The following is a 19,496-nucleotide window of genomic DNA, read 5'->3' as shown; positions in this document are numbered from 1 at the left end:
CGCGCGCGCCGCATCCGCACGCGCTCGGACCGCGTTGCACACCGCCGAGCCTGACCGTTGCGGTCGAGTTGCCCTGTTGCGCCGCTCAAACTCGAGCGCAACGCTCAAAGTCGGTGTCATCTAGCGCACGCTTGTGAACGCAAATCCATTTTCGTGAGAGCGCTCTCTTGACAACACTGCGCAGGTGCGCTTAGCTCATCTACGCCACCGTGAGAGCGCTCTCACGCATCGAGAGCGTTCCCCGGCCGGCCTCGGCCAGGTCAATCACCACCGATCGGCGCGAGAGCAGTCTTCGCTACTGATCCACCACTTTCAGCTCGACCCACCACGCACACAAAGGAGTGACCGTGAAGCTTTCACGACGCACACAGGCCGTTGCAGCCGTTGCCGGTGCAGCAGCATTCGCCCTCATCGCCAGCGGATGTACGGCATCCACAGGCGACGAACCCGCCAGCTCGGACAACCCGATCGAGCTCACCGTGACCACGTTCGGCACGTTCGGCTACGACGACCTCTATAAGACCTATGAGGCCGAACACCCCGGCATCACAATCAAGGCCACGAACATCGATACCGGCGGAAACGCCCGCACCGATATGTTCACCAAGCTCGCGGCCGGCTCCGGCCTCACCGATGTCGTCGCCGTCGAAGAAGGCTGGCTCGGCTCGGTGATGGAGGTCTCCGACCAGTTCGTCGACCTCAATGACTTCGGCGGCAAAGACATCAGCAGCCGCTGGGTCGACTGGAAGCTGGCTCAAGGCACGGATGCCAATGGCCGCCTCATCGGCTACGGCACCGACATCGGCCCCCAGGGTCTCTGCTACAACGGTGCACTCTTCGAAGCAGCGGGCCTGCCGAAGGACCGCGAAGCGGTCGCCGAACTGTTCGGCGGCGCCGACGCCACCTGGGACCAGTACTTCAAGCTCGGCAACGAGTACAAAGCCAAGACGGGCAAGGCCTGGTACGACCAGTCGGCCTTCGTCTGGAACTCAATGGTGAACCAGCTCGACGAGGGCTACTACACCGCCGACGGCGAACTCAATGTCGCGGGCAACCCCGAGCTCGAAGAGCGTTGGGGCTGGATCACCCAGAGCATCGCCGACGGCCTCTCAGCCAAGCAGGCCCGCTGGGACTGGGGCGGCGGCAAGGGCTTCGTTGACGGCAGCTTCGCCACCTTCGTCTGCCCCGGCTGGATGCTCGGCGTTGTGCAGGGCAACACGGAATCCGGCGGCGGCGACGCCTCAACCGGCTGGGACTTCGCCGACGTCAACCCCGGCGGAGCCTCTAACTGGGGCGGTGCGTTCTTGACCGTTCCGACCACGTCGAAGCACCAGAAGGAAGCAGCCGAGCTCTCGGCTTGGCTGACCGAACCGGAGCAGCAGGTTGCGCAGTTCGAGGCAGCCGGCACCTTCCCGAGCACGACTGACGCTCAGACCACGCTGGCCGACGAGGCCACTCCGAATGAGTTCTTCCAGGGAGCCCCGGTTGGCGCCATCCTCGCCTCCCGCGCTCAGGGAGTCGTCGCCCAGTTCAAGGGTCCGGATGACTCGGTGATTCAGGAGAACGTGTTCCAGGCCGTGCTCGACCGCGTCGAATCGGGCGAGCTCAACGCCGAAACCGGGTGGGCCGAAGCACTCGCCCTGACCGACGAGCTCGTCGGCCAGTAACAACTCGGTGGCCGGGTCTACTGACCCGGCCACCGGCATCCGCCCCGCCGATCACCCTCGCGGGGTTGCAACTCTCCCGATCGCCGCACAGACGAATGAAGGAAGCCCCATGTCTGTCACCCTCAGCCCCCCGGACATCCGTGAGGCGCCACCCCTGCCCGAGGCGACGGCCCGGCCCGTGCGCTCGGAACGGCGTCAACGACTGAGTCGCCTCGACGTCAAGGCCTCGCCCTACCTGTACATCGCACCGTTCTTCGTGCTGTTCGGGCTGATCGGCCTGTTCCCGCTCATCTACACCTTCGTGGTCTCGCTCTATGACTGGGATCTGCTGAAGGGCCAGGGCCCGTTCGTCGGCCTCGACAACTTCGCCGCCGTGCTGCAGGACCGGTTCTTCTGGAACTCGCTGTTCAACACCTTCAGTATCTTTCTGCTGTCGAGCATCCCGCAGCTCGTCATGGCCACCGTGATCGCCGCCGTTCTCGACCAGAACCTGCGCGCCAAGACGTTCTGGCGCATGAGCGTGCTGCTGCCCTACATCGTCACGCCGGTCGCCGTGTCGCTGATTTTTACGAACATGTTCAACGAGCAGTACGGGCTGATCAACAACATTCTGGGCGCCGTCGGACTCGATCCCGTGATGTGGAAAACCGAGACGCTGCCGAGCCACATCGCGATCGCGACGATGGTCAACTGGCGCTGGACCGGCTACAACGCGCTCATTCTGCTGGCCGCCATGCAGGCGGTGCCGCGCGACATCCACGAGTCGGCGGCGCTCGACGGCGCCGGCTCCATCCGCCGCTTCTTCAGCATGACGCTGCCGAGCATCCGCCCGACCATGATCTTCGTGATCATCACCGCCACGATCGGCGGCCTGCAGATCTTCACCGAGCCCCGCCTGTTCGACCCGATCACGGCCGGCGGCAGCGCCCGTCAGTTTCAGACCACGGTGCTCTACCTCTGGGAAATGGCCTTCTTCAGGCAGAACTTCGGCGAAGCTTCGGCGATCGCCTGGCTGCTGTTCTTGATCATCGTCGTGATCGGCGCGCTCAACTTCTTGCTCTCCCGGCGGATCGCCTCGGCCGAAGTGCGCAACTCCCGACGCCGGTCCCGACGCAAGCTCGAACGGATGCGCACGGCCGAGTCCGCAGCCGGGGCCGCGCCGATCACGGCCACGGCCACCGCTCTCGAAGCCACGCCCCCGACCGGACAGGAGAACCGATCATGACCACGGCCCCCTCCCCCCTGCGTCGACGGCGCCGAGCGATGGGAATCGACCGCCGCCCCGGCTTCCTGGTCTACGGCCTGCTCATCGCGGTGCTGCTCTCCTCGGCGTATCCGCTCTGGTGGTCGTTCGTGATGGGCTCCAGCGAGAACTCGGCGCGCGGCGAGACCTGGCCGCCGCTGCTGCCGGGAGGCCGCTTCTGGATCAATGTCGGCGAGGTGCTCGACAGCGTTCCGTTCTGGCTGGCCGTCGGCAACAGCATCATTATCTCGAGCATCATCACCGTCTCGGTCGTGTTCTTTTCGACCTTGGCCGGCTACTCCTTCGCGAAGCTGCGCTTTCGCGGCAACACCGTGCTGATGGTCGGCGTCGTCGCGACCATGGCCATCCCGACCCAGCTCGGCATCATCCCCCTCTTCATGCTCATGCGGCAGTGGGGCTGGACCGGGGAGATCGGCGCGGTCATCGTGCCCACCCTGGTGACGGCGTTCGGCGTCTTCTTCATGCGTCAGTATCTGGTGGATGTCATCCCCGACGAGCTCATCGAGGCCGCCCGCGTCGACGGCGCGAGCATGATCGGCACCTTCTGGCACGTGGCGCTTCCGGCGGCCCGGCCGGCCATGGCCATCCTCGGCTTGTTCACCTTTATGATGGCCTGGACCGACTTCCTGTGGCCGTTACTGGTGCTGAATTCCTCGAATCCGACCCTGCAGACGGCGCTCTCGCAGTTGCAGTCGGCGCGCTACGTCGATTTCTCCGTCGTGCTGACCGGTGCGATCCTCGCCACGATCCCGCTTCTCATTCTCTTCATCATTGCGGGCAAACAACTCATCTCGGGCATCATGCAAGGAGCGGTGAAGGGCTAATGACAGCGACGAATCTGAACTCAATGAGCTGGCCGCCCGGATTCATCTGGGGGTCGGCGACCGCCGCGGCCCAGGTGGAGGGCGCCGGACGCGAAGACGGCAAAGAAGACTCGGTCTGGGATGCCTTCGCCCGCGTTCCCGGCGCGATCGCCAACGGCGACACGCTCGAGAAGGGCGTCGATCACTACCATCGGATGCCCGGCGACGTGCGGCTGATGAGCGAACTCGGTCTCGACTCTTACCGGTTCTCGACGAGCTGGGCGCGCGTGCGCCCCGGCGACCGGGCGGTCAACCCGCTCGGACTCGACTTCTACTCCCGCCTCGTCGACGAGCTGCTGGGCGCCGGCATCCTGCCCTGGCTGACGCTCTACCACTGGGATCTGCCGCAGGCGCTCGAGGAGAAGGGCGGCTGGGCCAACCGGGACACCGCCTCTCGCTTCGTCGAGTACGCGACGGATGTCTACGCCGCGCTCGGCGACCGGGTCGCCCACTGGACCACCTTCAATGAGCCGTTCTGCTCCTCGCTGCTCGGCTACGCCTCCGGTGTGCACGCACCGGGCCGCCAGGATCCGCGCGCCGCCCTCGCCGCGGTGCATCACCAGCATCTGGCCCACGGTCTCGCCGTCACCGCGCTCCGCGAGCTCGGTGCCGAGAACCTCGGCATCACCCTCAACCTCAGCACGGCGATCCCGCGCGACCCGAGCGATCCCGTCGACCTCGAGGCGGCCCGCCGCTTCGATTCGCTGCAGAACCGGATCTTCCTCGAGCCGATCCTGCTGGGCTCCTACCCGGCCGACACCCTGCGCGATCTCGAACCGTTCGGGCTCAGCGAGGTGATTGAATCCGGCGACCTGGAGATCATCTCGGCGCCGATCGACTTTCTCGGGGTGAACCACTATCACGATGATTCGGTGAGCGGGCATCCGGTCTCTCCGGATGCCGGCGGAAGCGCCGACGGGCACTCAGGAGGGGCCGAACGCGCGACCGCGTCGCCCTGGATCGGGGCCGAGGACCTCACCTTCCCGACCCGGGGGCTGCCGCGCACGGCGATGGACTGGGAGGTCAATCCCGATGGGCTGCGCCACCTGCTCGTGCGACTCACCGCGGAGTACCCCACGCTTCCCCCGCTCTACGTGACCGAAAACGGCGCGGCGTTTGACGATGAGCCGAGTGCCGACGGCCAGGTGCATGATCCGGAACGCAGTCGCTACATTCAGGATCATGTTGCGGCGATCGGGCAGGCGATCGAGGCCGGCGCCGACGTGCGCGGGTACTTCGTCTGGTCGCTGCTCGACAACTTCGAATGGTCGTGGGGGTATGGCAAGCGATTCGGCATCATCCGGGTCGACGAGTCGACCTTCGAACGCACGATCAAAGACAGCGGCCTCGACTATGCGGCGCTGATCAGATCGGTTCGTTCGGCTGAGGTCGTGCCCGCCCTCTGACCCCGTACTCTGAGGGAAAGATATCTGACCGCTACCTCGTGACGGAGACACTCGTGGAGACAGGCTCGGGCCGGAACCGGTCGGTTCCCACCTTGGAAATGGTCGCGGCTCTGGCCGGAGTTTCCCGCGCGACCGTGTCCCGCGTCGTCAACGCGTCGCCCAAGGTGACGCCAGACATCCGCACGGCCGTGAACGAGGCGATCGCGACGCTCAACTATGTGCCGAACCGTGCCGCCCGGTCGCTGGTCAGCCGGCGCAGCCAGGCCGTAGCGCTCGTGGTGCCGGAGTCGACGGCCAGGGTCTTCGCCGACCCATTCTTCGCGTCGGTGGTGCAGGGCATCGCGCTCAGTCTGGCCGAGACCGATTTCACCCTGAACATGATCATCGCCTCCGAGGCGCGCTCGGAGAAAACGCGGCGCTACCTGCTGGGCGGCAACGTCGACGGGGCGATCGTGGTCTCGCATCACAGCGGCGACCACTCCTATGCGCATCTCGGCCAGGCCCTGCCGATCGTGTTCGGTGGACGACCGCTGACCGGGGCCGACGACAGCTACTACGTCGATGTCGACAATGCGGCGGGCGCGGCGACCGCGACCCGGCACCTGATCGGGCTGGGGCGGCGCAACATCGCCATGATTGCCGGCCCGCAGGATATGACGCCGGGTGTCGACCGGCTGGCCGGATGGCGCGATTCGGTTCTGGCCGCCGGCCTCGATGACTCTCTGGTCGAGGTGGGCGACTTCTCCCCCGAATCCGGCACTGCCGCGATGCGTCGCCTACTCGACCGTGGGGCGCCGATCGACGCGCTGTTTGCGGCGAACGACCAGATGGCGGCCGGGGCGTATGCGGCAATCCGCGAACGCGGGCTGAGCATCCCCGACGACATCGCGGTGGTCGGCTTCGACGATGACTATTTCGGCGCGACGGCCACTCCGGCGTTGACGACGGTGCACCAGCCCGCGGTTGAGATGGGTACGACGATCGCCGAGGTGCTCGTCAAGCTGATCGAGGGCACGCCGGTGGAACGGGTGACGCGCTTGGCGACTGAACTCGTGGAGCGCGACTCGGCGTAGGGGCGCATCCTTTTCGCTTCCCACCTCGCTTCCTTCCTCCTCCTCCTCCTCCTCCTCCTCCTCCTCCTCCTCCTCCTCCTCCTCCTCCTCCTCCTGAGGGGTCGCAAATCGACCTTCGTGGGGCCATCGAAGGTCGATTTACGACCCTTCACACGCGGCGGCAGGAGCATGTCGGCGGCCGGGCGTACAACGATTCCAGAGGCATCCAAGCCAAGGAGGAATCGAGATGAAAGTCATTGTCGCGACATCCGAGTCGCAAGGGGAACGCACGACCGACTACCACTTCGCTATCGAGGGCGAGTTGATCGAGATTCAGGAGCCGTGCGGTCGGGACCGACGGGCGGGGCCGGGTGAAGTCGGATGCGGCTGCTCGCGCGGGTTCGCTGGGCTCAGTTCCCATCGCGCGACCACCACTGTTCGAATTGCCGAGATCCCCGGGTTGACTGTCGCGGACTACGTCTCCGCGCTCGAAGCAAGTCTCGAGGCTGGCGGATGGATCCATCAGAAGCCGCCGAGCTCGCGAAAGACCTTCTGGCACTCGTCGAAGGCTGGCCGGTCGGCGCCATTCTGGAGCGTTCGTTCGAGTTCATCGGCGTCCGCCGGATGGCCGTCACCGTTCCGTGAGCGATCCCTACTCGCTCCAAGCCGTTCGTGTCGTTCGCGCCAACTCGGCGACGGATGGCGACACTCCTCGCTCGCGTCCATTGGTCGTGAGGGGGCGCAAATCGACCTTCGTTCCGTCGACGAATGTCGATTTACGACCCCTCACACGCTGCGACGCAAGGGGCGACTCGCCTAGGCGAGCTGCGGCACGACCTCGCGCGCGAAGTAGTCGAGGTGATCGAGGTCGCTGAGGTCGAGCATCTGCAGGTAGACGCACTCCACACCGTCGGCCTCGAGCGCGCCGATTCGGTCGACGATCTCCGCGGTGGTGCCGGCCAGGCCGTGCTCGCGGAGCTCGGCCGGCTCGCGCCCGATCGCGGCGGCACGACGAACGACGTCGGCCTCGGTCGCGCCTCCCGCTGCGACGAATGCCGCTGAATAGACCAGCTCGTCGGGGTTGCGACCGATGGCCTCACAAGCCGCGCGCACGCCGGCGAACTTGGCCGGGACATCCGCGAATTCGGGGAACGGCAGGTTGAACTCGGTGGCGAAACGGGCGGCCATGGCCGGGGTGCGTGTGGCGCCGCCACCACCGACGATCACCGGGATGCGGTCTTGCACGGGCTTCGGCAGGGCCGGGGAGTCGACGAGTTCGTAGTGCTCGCCGGCGAAGCTGTAGCGGTCGCCGAGCGGGGTCTCCCAGAGTCCGGTCACGATTTCGAGCTGCTCCTCGAGCATGCCGAAGCGCTTGGCCGGAAACGGGATTCCGTAGGCCGCGTGCTCCTCAGCGAACCAGCCGGTTCCGAGGCCGAGCTCCACGCGCCCGCCCGACATCTGGTCGACCTGGGCGACCTGGATCGCGAGAATTCCGGGCGGCCGGTAGGTCACCGACGATACGAGGGTGCCGAGGCGGATGCGCTCGGTTTCGCGGGCCAGGCCGGCCAGCGTGGTCCACGCATCCGTCGGGCCGGGGTAGCCGTCGCCGCCCATCGAGAGGTAGTGGTCGGAGCGGAAGAAGGCGTCGAAGCCGAGTTTCTCTGTGGCCTGCGCAACGGCGAGGATGTCGTCGTAGCTGGCACCCTGCTGCGGCTCGGTGAAAATGCGGAATCTCATGGGTTCAGTCTTTCAGTTTCGGTGGGACCGCTGACGAGCGGGTTCGACTCACGCTTCTCGCCGAGTTTGACCATTGCGGTCGAGGTACCCCGGTGTGCCGGACAAACTCGACCGGAAGTGTCAAGCTCGGCGAGGGTGCTCGGGGTGGTCCGGATGCTCCGGGTGCTGCGGCTGCTCCGCCCGCTCCATCTCGTGGGCCAAGGCCTCAAGCTCGGCGCCGCCGGCCATCAGCCGGGTCATCTCGTCGATCGTGATCTCGCGCCGGGCGAAGTTGCCGAGGCTCGCGCCGCGTTTGAGCAGCAGAAAACGGTCGGCGACCAGGTAGGCGTGGTGCGGGTTGTGGGTGATGAACACCACTCCGAGGCCGCGATCGCGCGCGTGGGCGATGTACTTGAGCACGACGCCGGCCTGTTTCACGCCGAGCGACGACGTCGGCTCGTCGAGGATGACGACCTTTGCCCCGAAGTAGATGGCGCGCGCGATGGCGACCGACTGCCGCTCGCCGCCGGACAGCGTGCCGATCGGTTGGTCGACATCCGCCAGGTCGATGCCCATCGTGGCGAGCTGCTGCTGCGTGATTGCACGCATGTCCTGCACGGCGAGGCGCCGGAACGGCCCGACGCCGCGGGTGAGCTCGGCGCCAAGAAAGAAGTTGCGCCAGACGGGCATCAACGGAACGACGGCAAGGTCTTGGTAGACCGTCGCGATTCCGAGATCCAGAGCATCGCGGGGGCTGGTGAAGCTGCGCGGAACGCCGTTGGCGAGCAACTCCCCTTCGGAATGCCGGTGCGCGCCGGAGAGGATCTTGATGAATGTGGACTTGCCGGCGCCATTGTCGCCGAGCACGCAAAGCACCTCGCCGGCGCCGACCGAGGTCGAGACGCCGTGCAGCGCGCGGAATGCTCCGTAGCTCTTCCCGAGGTCGCGCACCTCAAGAATGGGTGGGGCGACGGATGCGTCGTCGTGGGCCATCATCGGATTCCCGCCTGCCTGCGCACCGACCGGTTGACCAGCACGGCCAGCAGCAGCATCACGCCGAGAAAGGCCTTCAGCCAGTTGTTGTCCCACTGGGCGAAGACGATGCCCTGCAACGTCATCCCGTAGATCAACGCGCCGAGCGCGGCGCCGACGGCCGATCCGTACCCGCCGGTGAGCAGGCATCCGCCGACCACCGCACAGATGATGTAGATGAACTCCTGGCCGATGCCGGTCGTCGCCTGCACGGTCGACACGTCGAAGAGTTGCAGCATTCCAACGAGCCAGCCGGCACCGGCCGTGGTCATGAACAGGCCGAGCTTGACCTTCATCACCGGCAGGCCGACCTGGCGAGAGCTGGTCACCTGACCGCCGACGGCGAAAATCCAATTTCCGGAGCGGGTGCGCAGGAGCACCCACGTGGCGATCAGGGTCACCGCGATCCACCACACGATCGAGACCTTCACGTTCATCCCGAGGAAGGGGAAGGAGGAGCCGAAGAAGACCTTGACCTGCTCGAAACCAGCGACCTCGCTCATGCCCTGAATCGCGACGGTGCCGGTGATCAGTTTGGTGACGGCGAGGTTGACGCCCTGCAGGATGAAGAAGGTTGCCAGCGTCACAATGAAACTCGGCACGCCGGTCTTCATCACGACGTAGGCGTTTGCGGCGCCGATCGAGAGCGCAGCGACCAAGGCGATGAGCATCGCCAGCCAGATGTTCATTCCCCACTCGGTTGTGATCACGCCGACGATCAGGCCGGTGGTACCCGTCATGGCACCGGCGGAGAGGTCGAATTCGCCGCCGATCATGAGCAGGGCGACGGCGACGGCCATGATGCCGAACAGGGAGGCCGAGTACAGCCAGGTCGACACGCCCGCCGGGGTCAGAAACGCCTCGGTCGAGACCGAGAAGAAAACGAAGACTGCAAGCGCGGCGACGGCTGCGCCGACCTCGGGTCGGCGCAACAGCGCGAGGGCAGGGTGAGCCCTCGCGACCCGCTCATCGGTCGCCGCGCGTGCAGCGAGGGTCATCGGGTGCCGTTCCTCGCAAACTTCTCGACCTCGGCGGCGTTGTCTTTGGTGACGAAACCGGGGCCGGAGTAGATCGGCTGTCCGCCGCCGACCACGTCGCCGTTGCGCTTCTGCAGGGTGAGCAGAACGACCGGCAGGTATCCCTGCGAGTACGGCTGCTGGTCGACCGCGAACAGGATTTTGTCGTCCTGGATGAGCTTCGTGACGTCGGCTGACACGTCGAACGTCGCCAGCTTCGCGGTGCTGTTCGCCTCGGTCAGCGCCTGACTTGCCGCCACCGCGACGCCGCTGTTGAGCGTCAAAATGCCGTCGATCGACGGGTCGGCCAGCAGCTTGCTCGTGATGGTGTTCTGGGCATCCGCCAGGTTGGCAATGTCGACCTGCACGTTGTTCACGGTGCCGCCAAGCGTGCTTTTCGCACCGGCACAGCGGTCTTCGAGACCGGCGTTGCCTGCCTCGTGGATGACGCAGATCACGTTCTTCACGCCGGCCTTGGCCAGCTGCTCACCCGATCGCTCACCAGCGATGAGCTCACTCTGCCCGACGTGGGTCTCGGCGCCGAACGCCTTCGACTCCTCGAGCCCCGAGTTGATCGTGATGACAGGGATGCCCGCGGCGACGGCGGCCTCGACCGCGCCCTTGACGCCGGCCGGGTTCGCCATCGACACGATCAGTCCGTCGGGCTTGGTGGCGACGGCGGCGTCGATGAGCTGGCTCTGCTTCACCGGGTCACCGTCGCTCTGATAGGTGATGGTGACGCCCTGATCTTTGCCGGCCTGCTCGGCGCCGCTCTTGACGACATCCCAGAACGCATCGCCGGCATTGCCGTGCGTGACCAGGGCGATCGTGATCTTGTCGCCGGATGCCGACGTCGTCTTCGACGTCTCGACGTTGCTGTTCGGGGCCGTGCATCCCGCGACAGCGAGAGCGAACGGAACGACGGCGAGCGCAGCCAGCCAGCGTTTGGTGTGTTTCATCTGTGAGTCCTTAGGTGGGTAGCTGTGATCGGCGCTGAAAACGCACTCGCAGAGCAATTGTGCGAGTGCGCCGCCCCAGTCATGAACTCGGCGGGCATCAGTTACATTCCGCCGGGAACAAAATTGGGTCAGTTTGTGTTGGACGGCTGCTTCGGCGATTTGGCTTTCGCGGCAGTGGGCTTCGGTGCCGTCGGCTTCGGCACCGTGGGCTTGGCCGCCTTGCGCGCCTTGGGCGCGGCCGGCGGCTCAACAAAATCGACGTCGGGCACCGCGGCGAAACGGGCGTGCATCACAGCGAGCGACTCCGGGTTCTGGTCGACGAGCACGAACTTGCGTCCGAGCGCCGCGGCCACCGCGCCGGTCGTGCCGCTGCCGGCGAAGAAGTCGAGCACCCAGTCGCCCTCACGGCTCGACGCCTGAATCATGCGCCGCAGGATGCCGACCGGCTTCTGGGTCGGATACCCGGTCTTCTCCTTGCCCGTCGGTGACACGATCGTGTGCCACCAGACATCCGTCGGCAGCTTGCCGAGCGCCACCTTTTCAGGCGTGACGAGACCCGGTGCCATATAGGGCTCGCGGTCGACGGTGGTCGAGTCGAAGTAGTAGCTCGCCGGATTCTTCACGTAGACGAGGATCGTGTCGTGCTTCGTCGGCCAGCGGTTCTTCGATTTCGCGCCGTAGTCGTAGGCCCAGATCAGCTCGTTGAGAAAGCAGTCGCGGCCGAACAGTGCGTCGAGCAGCACCTTCGCGTAGTGGGCTTCGCGGTAGTCGAGGTGTAGATAGAGGGTGCCGTCGTCGGCGAGCAAGCGCCAGGCTTCGATCAGGCGGGGTTCGAGAAACGCCCAGTAGTCCTCGAACTGGTCGTCGTAGCCGAGCAGATCGCCCTTGATGCGTTCATAGCGCTGGCCTTTGAAGCCGGTGATGGTGCCGACCGCGCTGGCCGAGCCCTCGAGTTTTGACCGAACGGATGTCGTCGACTGGCGTTTCTGGGTGCGCCCGGTGTTGAACGGCGGGTCGAGGTAAATCAGTGTGAAGGACTCGTCGGGCAGCTCGGGCAGCACGCTCAAATTGTCGGCGTGAAACACAGAACTGGGAGAGGTCTGAGACCACGCGATTGGCATTCCCTCATTCTGTCAGCAGCCGTAGGCTGAAACGATGATTCCCGCATCGGCGAACGGCTCATCTGTGCAAACTTCCTCCGGCTTTGGCGATACGGCGGGAGACCCCCATCTCGAACCGGGCGCTGGCCCCGTGACCGAAGCGGCGGCCGGCGCTGCCTCTGATCCAGCTCCGGTCATCGAGGTGCGGCACGAGCCGGCGCTGGCCCGCTACACAATCTGGCGTGATGGCGAGCACGTTGGGCTCACCGACTACGCGATCAGCGGGCACGAGGTGAAGTTCACCCACACCGAGATCAACCCGGCTTATCGCCAGGAAGGCTTGGCGAGCATCCTGGTCGAGTTCGCGCTTGACGATGTGCGGGAACGCACTGACCTCCGGGTCGTTGCCCAGTGCCCGTACGTGCGCAAGTGGATTCACCAGCACGCCGAGTATCACGATCTGCTGACGCGCGGGCGCTAGGAGTGCATTTATCGGAGGGTCGCGGGCGGGCCGCTGCAACGACGATTGTGAACGCCAGGGTGTTCGACGGAGCGAAGTCGCGGGACTGGACGTCGGTCCGGTTCGCCGACGGCCTGATCACCGAGTGTTCGAAAGCCTCGGCCGCCCGCGAAGGCGACGACGTGATCGACGCGGGCGGCGGCACGGTGTTTCCCGGTCTCATCGACGCGCACGTGCACCTCGTTCCCGGTGCCCTCGCCCAATCGTTGACCTTCGGCGTGACCACCATTCTCGACATGTTCAGCAAACCCGACATGGTGGCCGCGGCCAAAGAACAGGCCGGCTCGTCTGCGGACGTTGCCGATGTGCGGTCTTCTGGTGTCGGTGCCACCGCTCCGGACGGGCACCCGTCGATGATGTACGCCCCGTTCCCGACGTTGACCGCCACTGACCAGGCCGAGCAGTTCGTCGCGGAACGGATCGCGGAGGGCTCGGACTATCTGAAAATCATCTCCGGCGCCGGGGGTCTCTGGCCGTCGCTGGACTCCGAAACCATCACGGCGCTGGTCACCGCCGCGCACGCCAGGGGCTTGGTCGTGGTCGCGCACGTGAGCTCGGCGGCGGGTCTCGAGGAGGTCGTGTCGGCCGGTGTCGACGTGGTGGCCCACGTCCCCGCGGACGTCGAGCTGGACACGGCTCTGGTCGAACGGATGGCCGCGGCCGGCATCGCGGTCGGTCCGACGCTGGCCACCATCGAGAACACCCTGGGCGAACCGGGTGGCGCGGCAGTGGTCGGCGACCCGCGGCTCGCGGAGGCGCTCGGGGACGCCTGGGTACGCCGGTTGACCTCGGGTGACTCAGGTACCGCTGGATTGTTTGGCCGGAAGATGCCGCCCTACTCACGGGCCGAGGGCAACGTGCGGCGACTGGCCGAGGCGGGAGTTACTCTGCTGGCGGGTACCGATGCTCCGAACCCCGGGACCGTGTTCGGAGCAAGCCTGCACCGGGAATTGGAGCTGCTGGTTCGGTGCGGTCTGAGCCCGGCGCAGGCTCTCGCCGCCGCCACAAGCGAACCGGCACGAGTGTTCGGCCTCGCCGACCGAGGACGTGTCGCGGTCGGGCAGCGCGCGGACCTCGTTCTCGTATCCGGTGACCCGTTGATCGACATCACCGCAACGCGGGCGATTGAGCGGATCTGGCGCGCAGGCAGCGCGTGCGACCGCCGCGCCTTCGTCGCGAGCGGTGCCGAAGCTCTGCAGCTTGACGCTTTCGACGCCCAGGTTGCCCAGGTCGTGGCGGCCGTGCGCGAACGCAGGTCTCACGTCAACCCGAGGCGGCCGACCGCGATCTAACGGGTTTTTGCGTCGATCTCGGTTCGCCGTGCCTGCACGATGCGTCGCAGGGCGATGTCGGAGAGTTGATGTTCCGCAGAAAAGTGGATACTTCCGCTCGTCGTTTCGAAATCGGCCAGCGCGTCGAGGTTGTCTGCCACAACCGATCCGCTGAAGGGGTAGAGCGACAGGAAGTTCTTTGTCCGCACTGCGGCGACGAGACCCTTCCCCCGATAGAGGAGCGCGGCCATGCCGTAGCTCGTGCCTTCCTCGGCGTCGGGCACGATTGCGCGAGCGATCACGTAGACCCGTTCGAGCGCGGCGCGATCGTCACCCTCGAACGTGCTGAGATACTCGCCGACTGCACCCATGATGTGATCGTACGCCCGCCATCACGCACGAACGCGTCGGTCACGCGACGCGGGTGCCTCAGAGGTCGAGGCGCATGCGTCCGTCGCCGCTATCTACCGGGAACCGTCATTGGGACGACGCCCGCCACACCGGCCAACTCGGTCCGGGCTTTCTCCAAGGCAGCCGTTCGATCGGCCCCCGCTGCGATCAAGACTAATCGGGCGCAGTCGGGCACCGGCGCACCCGGCGCTCGTTCACTGACCTCAACCCGACCGGCCGCCAGATGCACCTCATGCCATCGGTGGTCTGCATCTTGAACAATGCCTTTGGCACGAACCAGCCTTTCTGAGTGGGCCGACAGGGCCCGATGCAGTGAATCGACATCGACTGGGCCGGGCACCGCAATCGTGCAGGTGGAATGGACGTCGGTATGTGCATCGGCCGTCACTGAATTGGGTGCCGTGGAGGGACGCACATCGGAATTAAAGATCCGAGCCGCGGTGAGTTGCGGGTTCAGCGTGTCTTGCTGCACCACATCCGCTTGTGGGGCAGCTGATTCACAAGCGGCACGTGTCGCGGCGACATCTCCCGGGGTTGCCAAGTCCGTCTTCGTAACGAGAACGAACTCTGCCGACCCCAGCTGCCGTCGAACCGTATCGGCCACGTACTCATCGCGCGACAAACGCACGACGGCTGTCGAATCAGCACAGACGACAATAGGGCCAGGGCTGAACCCCGGGTAGCTTCGCCAGGCAGCCAGCTCACCGGGGTCACCTACCCCGCTAACTTCGCAAATCACATTGTCCAGATCGTCACGTTCAGCCAGCGCCTTCATGGTGCGCGACACGTCGTCACTGAGCTGGCAACAAATGCACCCATTGCTCAGCTCAATCGTGTCGCCTTGCGCCGAAACGATGAGGTCCGCGTCAATATTCACACTGCCGAAGTCATTGACGACCACGGCTGTGCGACCCGGCAAGGCCCCGGAAAGCAGCCGATTGACCAAGGTCGTCTTTCCCGAACCCAGGTAGCCGCCGATCACACCCAGACGGGGAGTCACCGCGAGCTTGCCCTGACCGGTGCAGAAACGTTGCTGGCATGGTGGCGGCCGCCGACCACAGTGCCGTACACATGGATGTCACCGATCAGGGTGTCTGGCACCTCAAGTGGGTCCTCGGCCAGAACCGCAATATCGGCGAATTTTCCCGCCTGAAGAGACCCGATCTCATGATCCATCTTCAACATGTACGCGCCTCCCAAGGTAACCGCTTCCAATGCGTTCTGGGCACTGATTCGTTCCTGTTCCCCCATGACCCGCCCGGAGACCGTCAACCGGGTGGCAGCGTGCTTCACCGTGCGCAGTGGACCCAACGGTGTTACGGGCGTGTCAGAGTGCAATGAAATCGGAACCCCATGACGCAGCGCCGTGGCCGCCGCATTCATTCGTGCCGCCCGGTCGGGGCCGACCGTGAGATCGATATGTTGGTCGCCCCAGGCCCAAATGTGGTTGGCAAAGATGTTTGCGCAGGCACCCAACGCGGCCAGGCGGCGGTACTGTGCGCTGGTGGTGAGCTGTGAATGAGTGCACGTATGGCGGTGATCCGGCCTCGGGTACTCGGCGAGGATCGCTTCCAACGTCTCAATGAACAACTGGGTTGCTTGGTCACCATTGCAGTGAACATGGATCAGGATGCCTGCACGGTGGAATGCTTCGAACGCCTCGTAGTACTCCTCCGGGTTGACAGCCCAAATCCCGTTGGGCTGTCCGCCGTAATAGCCCGGTTCCTGGAGTCGCGCTGTAAAGCCTTGGACTGTGCCATCCAGCATGAGCTTCACATTGCCGAATCGCAATTTGCTGTTGGAGAGTCCACGCAAGTGCACCAGCCGCTTCGCCGCATCCTCAAATGACAACGCCACTTTCCCGACACCCAAGCCGAAGTGGAACACGTTGAGCCGAGCCGGAAAGTCGTCATCAACCGCGGAATGGTAAAGGTCCACTCCGTCGTCATCCATGAGCACCTGCGAACCCAGGTCGGTCAGTGTTGTTGTGCCCGTGTTCACGCCGTCTTGGGCCAGGGCGCGCAACGCGGCGGGGTTGACCGCCATGATGCCCCGCCCTTCGGCCAGGGGGGCCACCAGGGCCATGGCCACCATTTCCTGCAGTTCACCCGTCGGCCTGCCACTCGCGTCTTTCACGACGCCAATGACGTTTGTACTCGCATCGATTCCATTGGCATCCAGCACCATGGAGTTCACCGAATTCGCATGTCCACTGGTATGCGCGACGAGGATGGGACGAGTGGTCGAGACCGTGTCCAGCTCTTTCGCCGAGAGCGTTTTCCCCGGGAAGTAGATGGGATCGAGTCCCCACGCCAATAAGGGGGCACCGGGATCCTGCAACTCACGGTCGGCTTCCATCAGCCGCGCGAGGACATCTTCGATTGTCCGGCAACCGGACCAGCGCTTTCCGTCGGGATCGGTGCGATCCACCAATCCCACGTAGATGTCATTCCACATGTTTCCCGAGCCTGCGTGGCTGTGGGATTCAACGAAACCCGGAACCAAGACAGCGTCTGCATAGCGGTCATCACGAACCGCATCCGGGTACGCCATGAGTTCGTTCACGGTGCCCAGCGCGCGGATCCGTTCGCCGCGCACCGCGATTGCCTCCGCGGTCGGTCGCGATGGGTCCATTGTGCGGATCATGCGGGCGGGGTAGACGATGGTGGGTTCCATGGAAGACAAGTGGCCTTTCGTTGATTCTGAACGTGGTGCGGGAAATCAGGATGCGTGGTTCGATTGCAGGCTGACGAGTTCTGCTTTTTGCGGGCTGACCTTGCTCAGCAGCGGATGGGTCTCCGGAACACCACCGAAGCGAACCACGAGGAACACGATCGCGGCATAGATGGCCAGATACACGCCGGGAGAGATCGCCGAGCCGGTTGTTTCGACCAGCCACGTGCCGACCAACGGGGCGGTGCCACCCAGCAACGCGTAGCCGACGTTGTAGCTCACGGCGGCGGAGGTGAACCGGGTCTTGGTCTGGAAGATTTCCACGAAGATCGTGGCGCTTCCGGCGCTGTAGATCAGCAGCGGCAGGATGTAAACCAGTTGGCCGAGCATCGCGACCCAGACGTTGCCGCTGGTGATCAGCAGGAACGCGGGAATGACCAGGATCACCACGCCGGCCGAGCCCACCAGCAGCATCGGCCGGCGTCCTACCTTGTCGCTGAGATGCCCGGCGAACGGGGTGGCCAGTGCCATGATCGCCATGATCACCGCGTTGAGTCCCAGCGAATGGGGTCGGCTCAGGCCGCCGACCGTCTGCAGAAAGGAGACGAAATAGCCGGCCAGGAAGTAGAACGACAGTGCCGTCAGACCACAGACAAGCGCCACCTGGACCATGCGCACTCCGTTGGTGCGGAACGCCTCCCGGATCGGGCTGTATTCCTTGGCTGCGGCAGATTTGAGCACCTTCTGGAATTCCGGCGACTCCTCAGTTCGGCTTCGGATCCAGAACCCGAATACCGACAGCGGCAATGCCAGCAGGAACGGAATGCGCCAGGCCCACTCCTCATATCCTTCGGGGCCGAACACCACGTTCAGCCCCAGGATCAGTCCGCCGGCGAAGACGCCGGGAAGCGCAGTGGCGGCAATGGTGATGCACAGCCACAGTCCGCGTCGTTCCAGGGGCGCGTGCTCCAGCACGAACGCCGGCGCCCCAACGGATTCCCCGCCGGCCGAAAAGCCCTGGATGAGTCGGAACAACACCAGCAGGACCGGTGCGGCAAACCCGATGGCCGCGTACGAGGGCAGGAGGCCAATGCCAACCGTCGCCAGGCCGATGCCCATCAGAGTGATGAACAGAACCGGCCGCCGGCCGATACGGTCGCCCAGGGAGCCGAAAAACAACCCTCCGAGCGGGCGGATCAGGAAGGCCACACCGAAGGTGGCGAAGGTGGCGAGCATCGCGGTGAACGTCGATCCTGCAGGGAAGAAATGCGTCGCCAGGATCAGGGCGCTGAGCCCGTACAAGCTGAAATCGTAGAACTCGATGAACTGGCCGACGGCACCGCCTGCCAGAACCCGCTTTTGCATCGATCCGGACCGCGCTGTCCGGGTATCGCCACGCGGTGAGGGTGATTGACCCACTAAAGCCTCCAAGGAATCTCAGTATCTTGCTGTGCAGTCTGGGCCGATTCCGTATGGCGTGTCGAATCAATGCTTTTTCGCTCTAGCATTGTCAAAATCAATTCAAAGGAGAATCGTCCGTGCTCGATGAGGCAACGATCGTCCAGTTGGAGTACTTTCGCACGGTGGTCCGATTGGGCAGCCTGACCCGCGCGGCGGAGGCATTGAGCGTCACCCAGCCGACGTTATCGTCGGCGATCGCCCGCCTGGAGCGGCAGTATCGTGTCCAGTTGCTCGCGCGCATCCCGCGCAAGGGCGTCGAGCCGACGCTCGCGGGCCGCCGGCTGTTGTCGGCAGTGGAGCCGCTGCTGGATTCGGTCGGTCGCTTGGGATCGATCGCCCGAGGTACCGACGATCCGCTGAAGGGCGAACTGAGCGTGGGAATCTACTCCCCGATTGCCCCCTTTTACTCCCCCACGATTCAGCTTGAGGCGGAGCGCCTCATGCCGGGGGTCACGCTCACCATGACCGAGGGGAACCTGGACGAGCTTCCCGAGTCATTGCGCCGAAGGCAGCTCGACGTGGCACTGATGTATACCGACGAGCTGACCCCGGAATTCGGGATCTCCGCGCTGCGTACCGTCGCACCCCACGTCGTGGTCGCCGAGGACCACCGGCTCGTTCAGGCGGGGCGCACGTCCGTCTCACTGCATGAGCTGGCGGATGAACCAGCAGCGTTCCTCTCGATCCCGCATTCGTTCAAGCGCTACATGAGCTACTTCCGAATGTTGAACATTGCGCCGAACATCAAGTACACCTCGCCGAACTACGAGGTGATCCGTTCCTACGTCGCCTCCGGACTCGGGTACTCCCTGCTGCACCACGAACACCTGACAGGCCAGACGCACTGCGGCCGAAGACTGGTCCCCCTACGGATCGAGGAGGACGTCCCCCCGTCTCGGCTCTGCGCGGTGACCGCGACCTGGGACCAGCCCCCGGCACGAACGGCACGCCTGATCGAGGTCATCGGCGCGGTGGTGGAGCAGTTTGCCGCTTCCACGCGGTCGGCGGCCGGCACGGGTTAATGGGCGCCTGATCGCCGCCGAACGAGCTTGTAAGCCAGAAGCAGTAGCTGGACTACCTGGATG

17 protein-coding genes and 1 pseudogene are annotated in these 19,496 nt (G+C 65.0%); 9 read left to right on the top strand and 9 right to left on the bottom strand.

Annotation, left to right across the window (positions count from 1 at the left end; genetic code table 11):
• The first annotated feature begins 347 nt into the window (after positions 1-347).
• The 6 genes and pseudogenes from AB4Y63_RS02515 (at position 348) to AB4Y63_RS02490 (ending at position 6,897) form a co-directional block, all read left to right on the top strand.
• Positions 348-1,667 carry an ABC transporter substrate-binding protein gene (locus AB4Y63_RS02515; RefSeq protein ID WP_441789464.1) on the top strand — a complete coding sequence of 440 codons (1,320 nt, stop codon included), beginning with the start codon at positions 348-350 and terminating at the stop codon, positions 1,665-1,667.
• 109 nt (positions 1,668-1,776) lie between these two features.
• Positions 1,777-2,892, top strand: coding sequence for a carbohydrate ABC transporter permease (locus AB4Y63_RS02510; RefSeq protein ID WP_441789463.1), 1,116 nt, complete (start codon positions 1,777-1,779; stop codon positions 2,890-2,892).
• Complete coding sequence (locus AB4Y63_RS02505) at positions 2,889-3,755, top strand: carbohydrate ABC transporter permease (protein WP_441789462.1); 867 nt, start codon at positions 2,889-2,891, stop codon at positions 3,753-3,755. Before AB4Y63_RS02510 ends, AB4Y63_RS02505 begins: the two co-directional genes overlap by 4 nt.
• Positions 3,755-5,200, top strand: coding sequence for a glycoside hydrolase family 1 protein (locus AB4Y63_RS02500; RefSeq protein ID WP_441789461.1), 1,446 nt, complete (start codon positions 3,755-3,757; stop codon positions 5,198-5,200). The genes AB4Y63_RS02505 and AB4Y63_RS02500 overlap by 1 nt, the downstream gene beginning before the upstream one ends.
• Positions 5,201-5,298: 98 nt before the next feature.
• Positions 5,299-6,273 (top strand): LacI family DNA-binding transcriptional regulator, encoded by a 975-nt coding sequence (locus AB4Y63_RS02495; protein ID WP_441789636.1) that lies wholly within the window; start codon positions 5,299-5,301, stop codon positions 6,271-6,273.
• Between the two features lie 226 nt (positions 6,274-6,499).
• A pseudogene (locus AB4Y63_RS02490) lies at positions 6,500-6,897 on the top strand (DUF7715 family protein).
• 171 nt (positions 6,898-7,068) lie between these two features.
• On the opposite strand, the gene AB4Y63_RS02485 reads toward AB4Y63_RS02490, so the two are convergent.
• The 5 genes from AB4Y63_RS02485 to AB4Y63_RS02465 all read right to left on the bottom strand — a co-directional run bounded on the left by AB4Y63_RS02485 (position 7,069) and on the right by AB4Y63_RS02465 (position 12,096).
• On the bottom strand, positions 7,069-7,989 hold the full coding sequence (locus tag AB4Y63_RS02485) for an LLM class F420-dependent oxidoreductase (protein ID WP_441789460.1): 921 nt from the start codon (positions 7,987-7,989) through the stop codon (positions 7,069-7,071).
• A gap of 120 nt (positions 7,990-8,109) precedes the next feature.
• Positions 8,110-8,964: an ATP-binding cassette domain-containing protein gene (locus tag AB4Y63_RS02480; protein WP_441789459.1), complete on the bottom strand. Its 855-nt coding sequence runs from the start codon at positions 8,962-8,964 to the stop codon at positions 8,110-8,112.
• Entirely contained in the window at positions 8,961-9,998 is a 1,038-nt protein-coding gene (locus AB4Y63_RS02475; protein ID WP_441789458.1) for an ABC transporter permease, read from the bottom strand. Before AB4Y63_RS02475 ends, AB4Y63_RS02480 begins: the two co-directional genes overlap by 4 nt.
• A complete protein-coding gene (locus AB4Y63_RS02470) occupies positions 9,995-10,975 on the bottom strand; it encodes a sugar ABC transporter substrate-binding protein (RefSeq protein WP_441789457.1) in 981 nt (326 codons plus the stop codon). Before AB4Y63_RS02470 ends, AB4Y63_RS02475 begins: the two co-directional genes overlap by 4 nt.
• Before the next feature lie 128 nt (positions 10,976-11,103).
• Positions 11,104-12,096, bottom strand: a complete 993-nt coding sequence (locus AB4Y63_RS02465; RefSeq protein WP_441789456.1) for a DNA-methyltransferase — start codon at positions 12,094-12,096, stop codon at positions 11,104-11,106.
• Positions 12,097-12,130: 34 nt separating this feature from the next.
• On the opposite strand from AB4Y63_RS02465, the gene AB4Y63_RS02460 reads away from it, so the two are divergent.
• Both AB4Y63_RS02460 and AB4Y63_RS02455 read left to right on the top strand, forming a co-directional pair.
• Positions 12,131-12,556, top strand: coding sequence for a GNAT family N-acetyltransferase (locus AB4Y63_RS02460; protein WP_441789455.1), 426 nt, complete (start codon positions 12,131-12,133; stop codon positions 12,554-12,556).
• A gap of 47 nt (positions 12,557-12,603) precedes the next feature.
• Positions 12,604-13,887, top strand: coding sequence for an amidohydrolase family protein (locus tag AB4Y63_RS02455; RefSeq protein ID WP_441789454.1), 1,284 nt, complete (start codon positions 12,604-12,606; stop codon positions 13,885-13,887).
• Here AB4Y63_RS02455 and AB4Y63_RS02450 read toward each other — a convergent pair.
• The 4 genes from AB4Y63_RS02450 to AB4Y63_RS02435 all read right to left on the bottom strand — a co-directional run bounded on the left by AB4Y63_RS02450 (position 13,884) and on the right by AB4Y63_RS02435 (position 18,315).
• Complete coding sequence (locus AB4Y63_RS02450) at positions 13,884-14,237, bottom strand: iron chaperone (RefSeq protein WP_441789453.1); 354 nt, start codon at positions 14,235-14,237, stop codon at positions 13,884-13,886. The two genes, AB4Y63_RS02455 and AB4Y63_RS02450, sit on opposite strands and share 4 nt — an antisense overlap.
• A gap of 89 nt (positions 14,238-14,326) precedes the next feature.
• Entirely contained in the window at positions 14,327-15,277 is a 951-nt protein-coding gene (locus AB4Y63_RS02445) for a CobW family GTP-binding protein (RefSeq protein ID WP_441789452.1), read from the bottom strand.
• Positions 15,274-16,953, bottom strand: coding sequence for an amidohydrolase (locus AB4Y63_RS02440; RefSeq protein WP_441789451.1), 1,680 nt, complete (start codon positions 16,951-16,953; stop codon positions 15,274-15,276). Before AB4Y63_RS02440 ends, AB4Y63_RS02445 begins: the two co-directional genes overlap by 4 nt.
• 45 nt (positions 16,954-16,998) lie before the next feature.
• The gene (locus AB4Y63_RS02435; RefSeq protein ID WP_441789450.1) at positions 16,999-18,315 is read right to left on the bottom strand and encodes an MFS transporter; all 1,317 of its coding nucleotides are present in this window, start codon (positions 18,313-18,315) and stop codon (positions 16,999-17,001) included.
• 173 nt (positions 18,316-18,488) lie between these two features.
• On the opposite strand from AB4Y63_RS02435, the gene AB4Y63_RS02430 reads away from it, so the two are divergent.
• Positions 18,489-19,433, top strand: a complete 945-nt coding sequence (locus tag AB4Y63_RS02430; protein WP_441789449.1) for a LysR family transcriptional regulator — start codon at positions 18,489-18,491, stop codon at positions 19,431-19,433.
• Positions 19,434-19,496 lie beyond the last annotated feature (63 nt).

Origin of the sequence: Leifsonia sp. YAF41 (genome assembly GCF_052113185.1) — a bacterium.
In the GTDB taxonomy this organism is placed as follows: domain Bacteria; phylum Actinomycetota; class Actinomycetes; order Actinomycetales; family Microbacteriaceae; genus Cryobacterium.
This window is presented reverse-complemented; position numbering and strand designations above follow the sequence as displayed.

Bases quoted from the DNA above. Each gene is read 5' to 3' on its own strand.
- AB4Y63_RS02500 (WP_441789461.1), top strand. From the start codon at position 3,755: ATGACAGCGACGAATCTGAACTCAATGAGCTGGCCGCCCGGATTCATC.
- AB4Y63_RS02480 (WP_441789459.1), bottom strand. From the start codon at position 8,964: ATGATGGCCCACGACGACGCATCCGTCGCCCCACCCATTCTTGAGGTG.
- AB4Y63_RS02465 (WP_441789456.1), bottom strand. From the start codon at position 12,096: ATGCCAATCGCGTGGTCTCAGACCTCTCCCAGTTCTGTGTTTCACGCC.
- AB4Y63_RS02470 (WP_441789457.1), bottom strand. From the start codon at position 10,975: ATGAAACACACCAAACGCTGGCTGGCTGCGCTCGCCGTCGTTCCGTTC.
- AB4Y63_RS02505 (WP_441789462.1), top strand. From the start codon at position 2,889: ATGACCACGGCCCCCTCCCCCCTGCGTCGACGGCGCCGAGCGATGGGA.
- AB4Y63_RS02485 (WP_441789460.1), bottom strand. From the start codon at position 7,989: ATGAGATTCCGCATTTTCACCGAGCCGCAGCAGGGTGCCAGCTACGAC.
- AB4Y63_RS02495 (WP_441789636.1), top strand. From the start codon at position 5,299: ATGGTCGCGGCTCTGGCCGGAGTTTCCCGCGCGACCGTGTCCCGCGTC.
- AB4Y63_RS02435 (WP_441789450.1), bottom strand. From the start codon at position 18,315: ATGCAAAAGCGGGTTCTGGCAGGCGGTGCCGTCGGCCAGTTCATCGAG.
- AB4Y63_RS02510 (WP_441789463.1), top strand. From the start codon at position 1,777: ATGTCTGTCACCCTCAGCCCCCCGGACATCCGTGAGGCGCCACCCCTG.
- AB4Y63_RS02460 (WP_441789455.1), top strand. From the start codon at position 12,131: ATGATTCCCGCATCGGCGAACGGCTCATCTGTGCAAACTTCCTCCGGC.
- AB4Y63_RS02475 (WP_441789458.1), bottom strand. From the start codon at position 9,998: ATGACCCTCGCTGCACGCGCGGCGACCGATGAGCGGGTCGCGAGGGCT.
- AB4Y63_RS02450 (WP_441789453.1), bottom strand. From the start codon at position 14,237: ATGGGTGCAGTCGGCGAGTATCTCAGCACGTTCGAGGGTGACGATCGC.
- AB4Y63_RS02440 (WP_441789451.1), bottom strand. From the start codon at position 16,953: ATGGAACCCACCATCGTCTACCCCGCCCGCATGATCCGCACAATGGAC.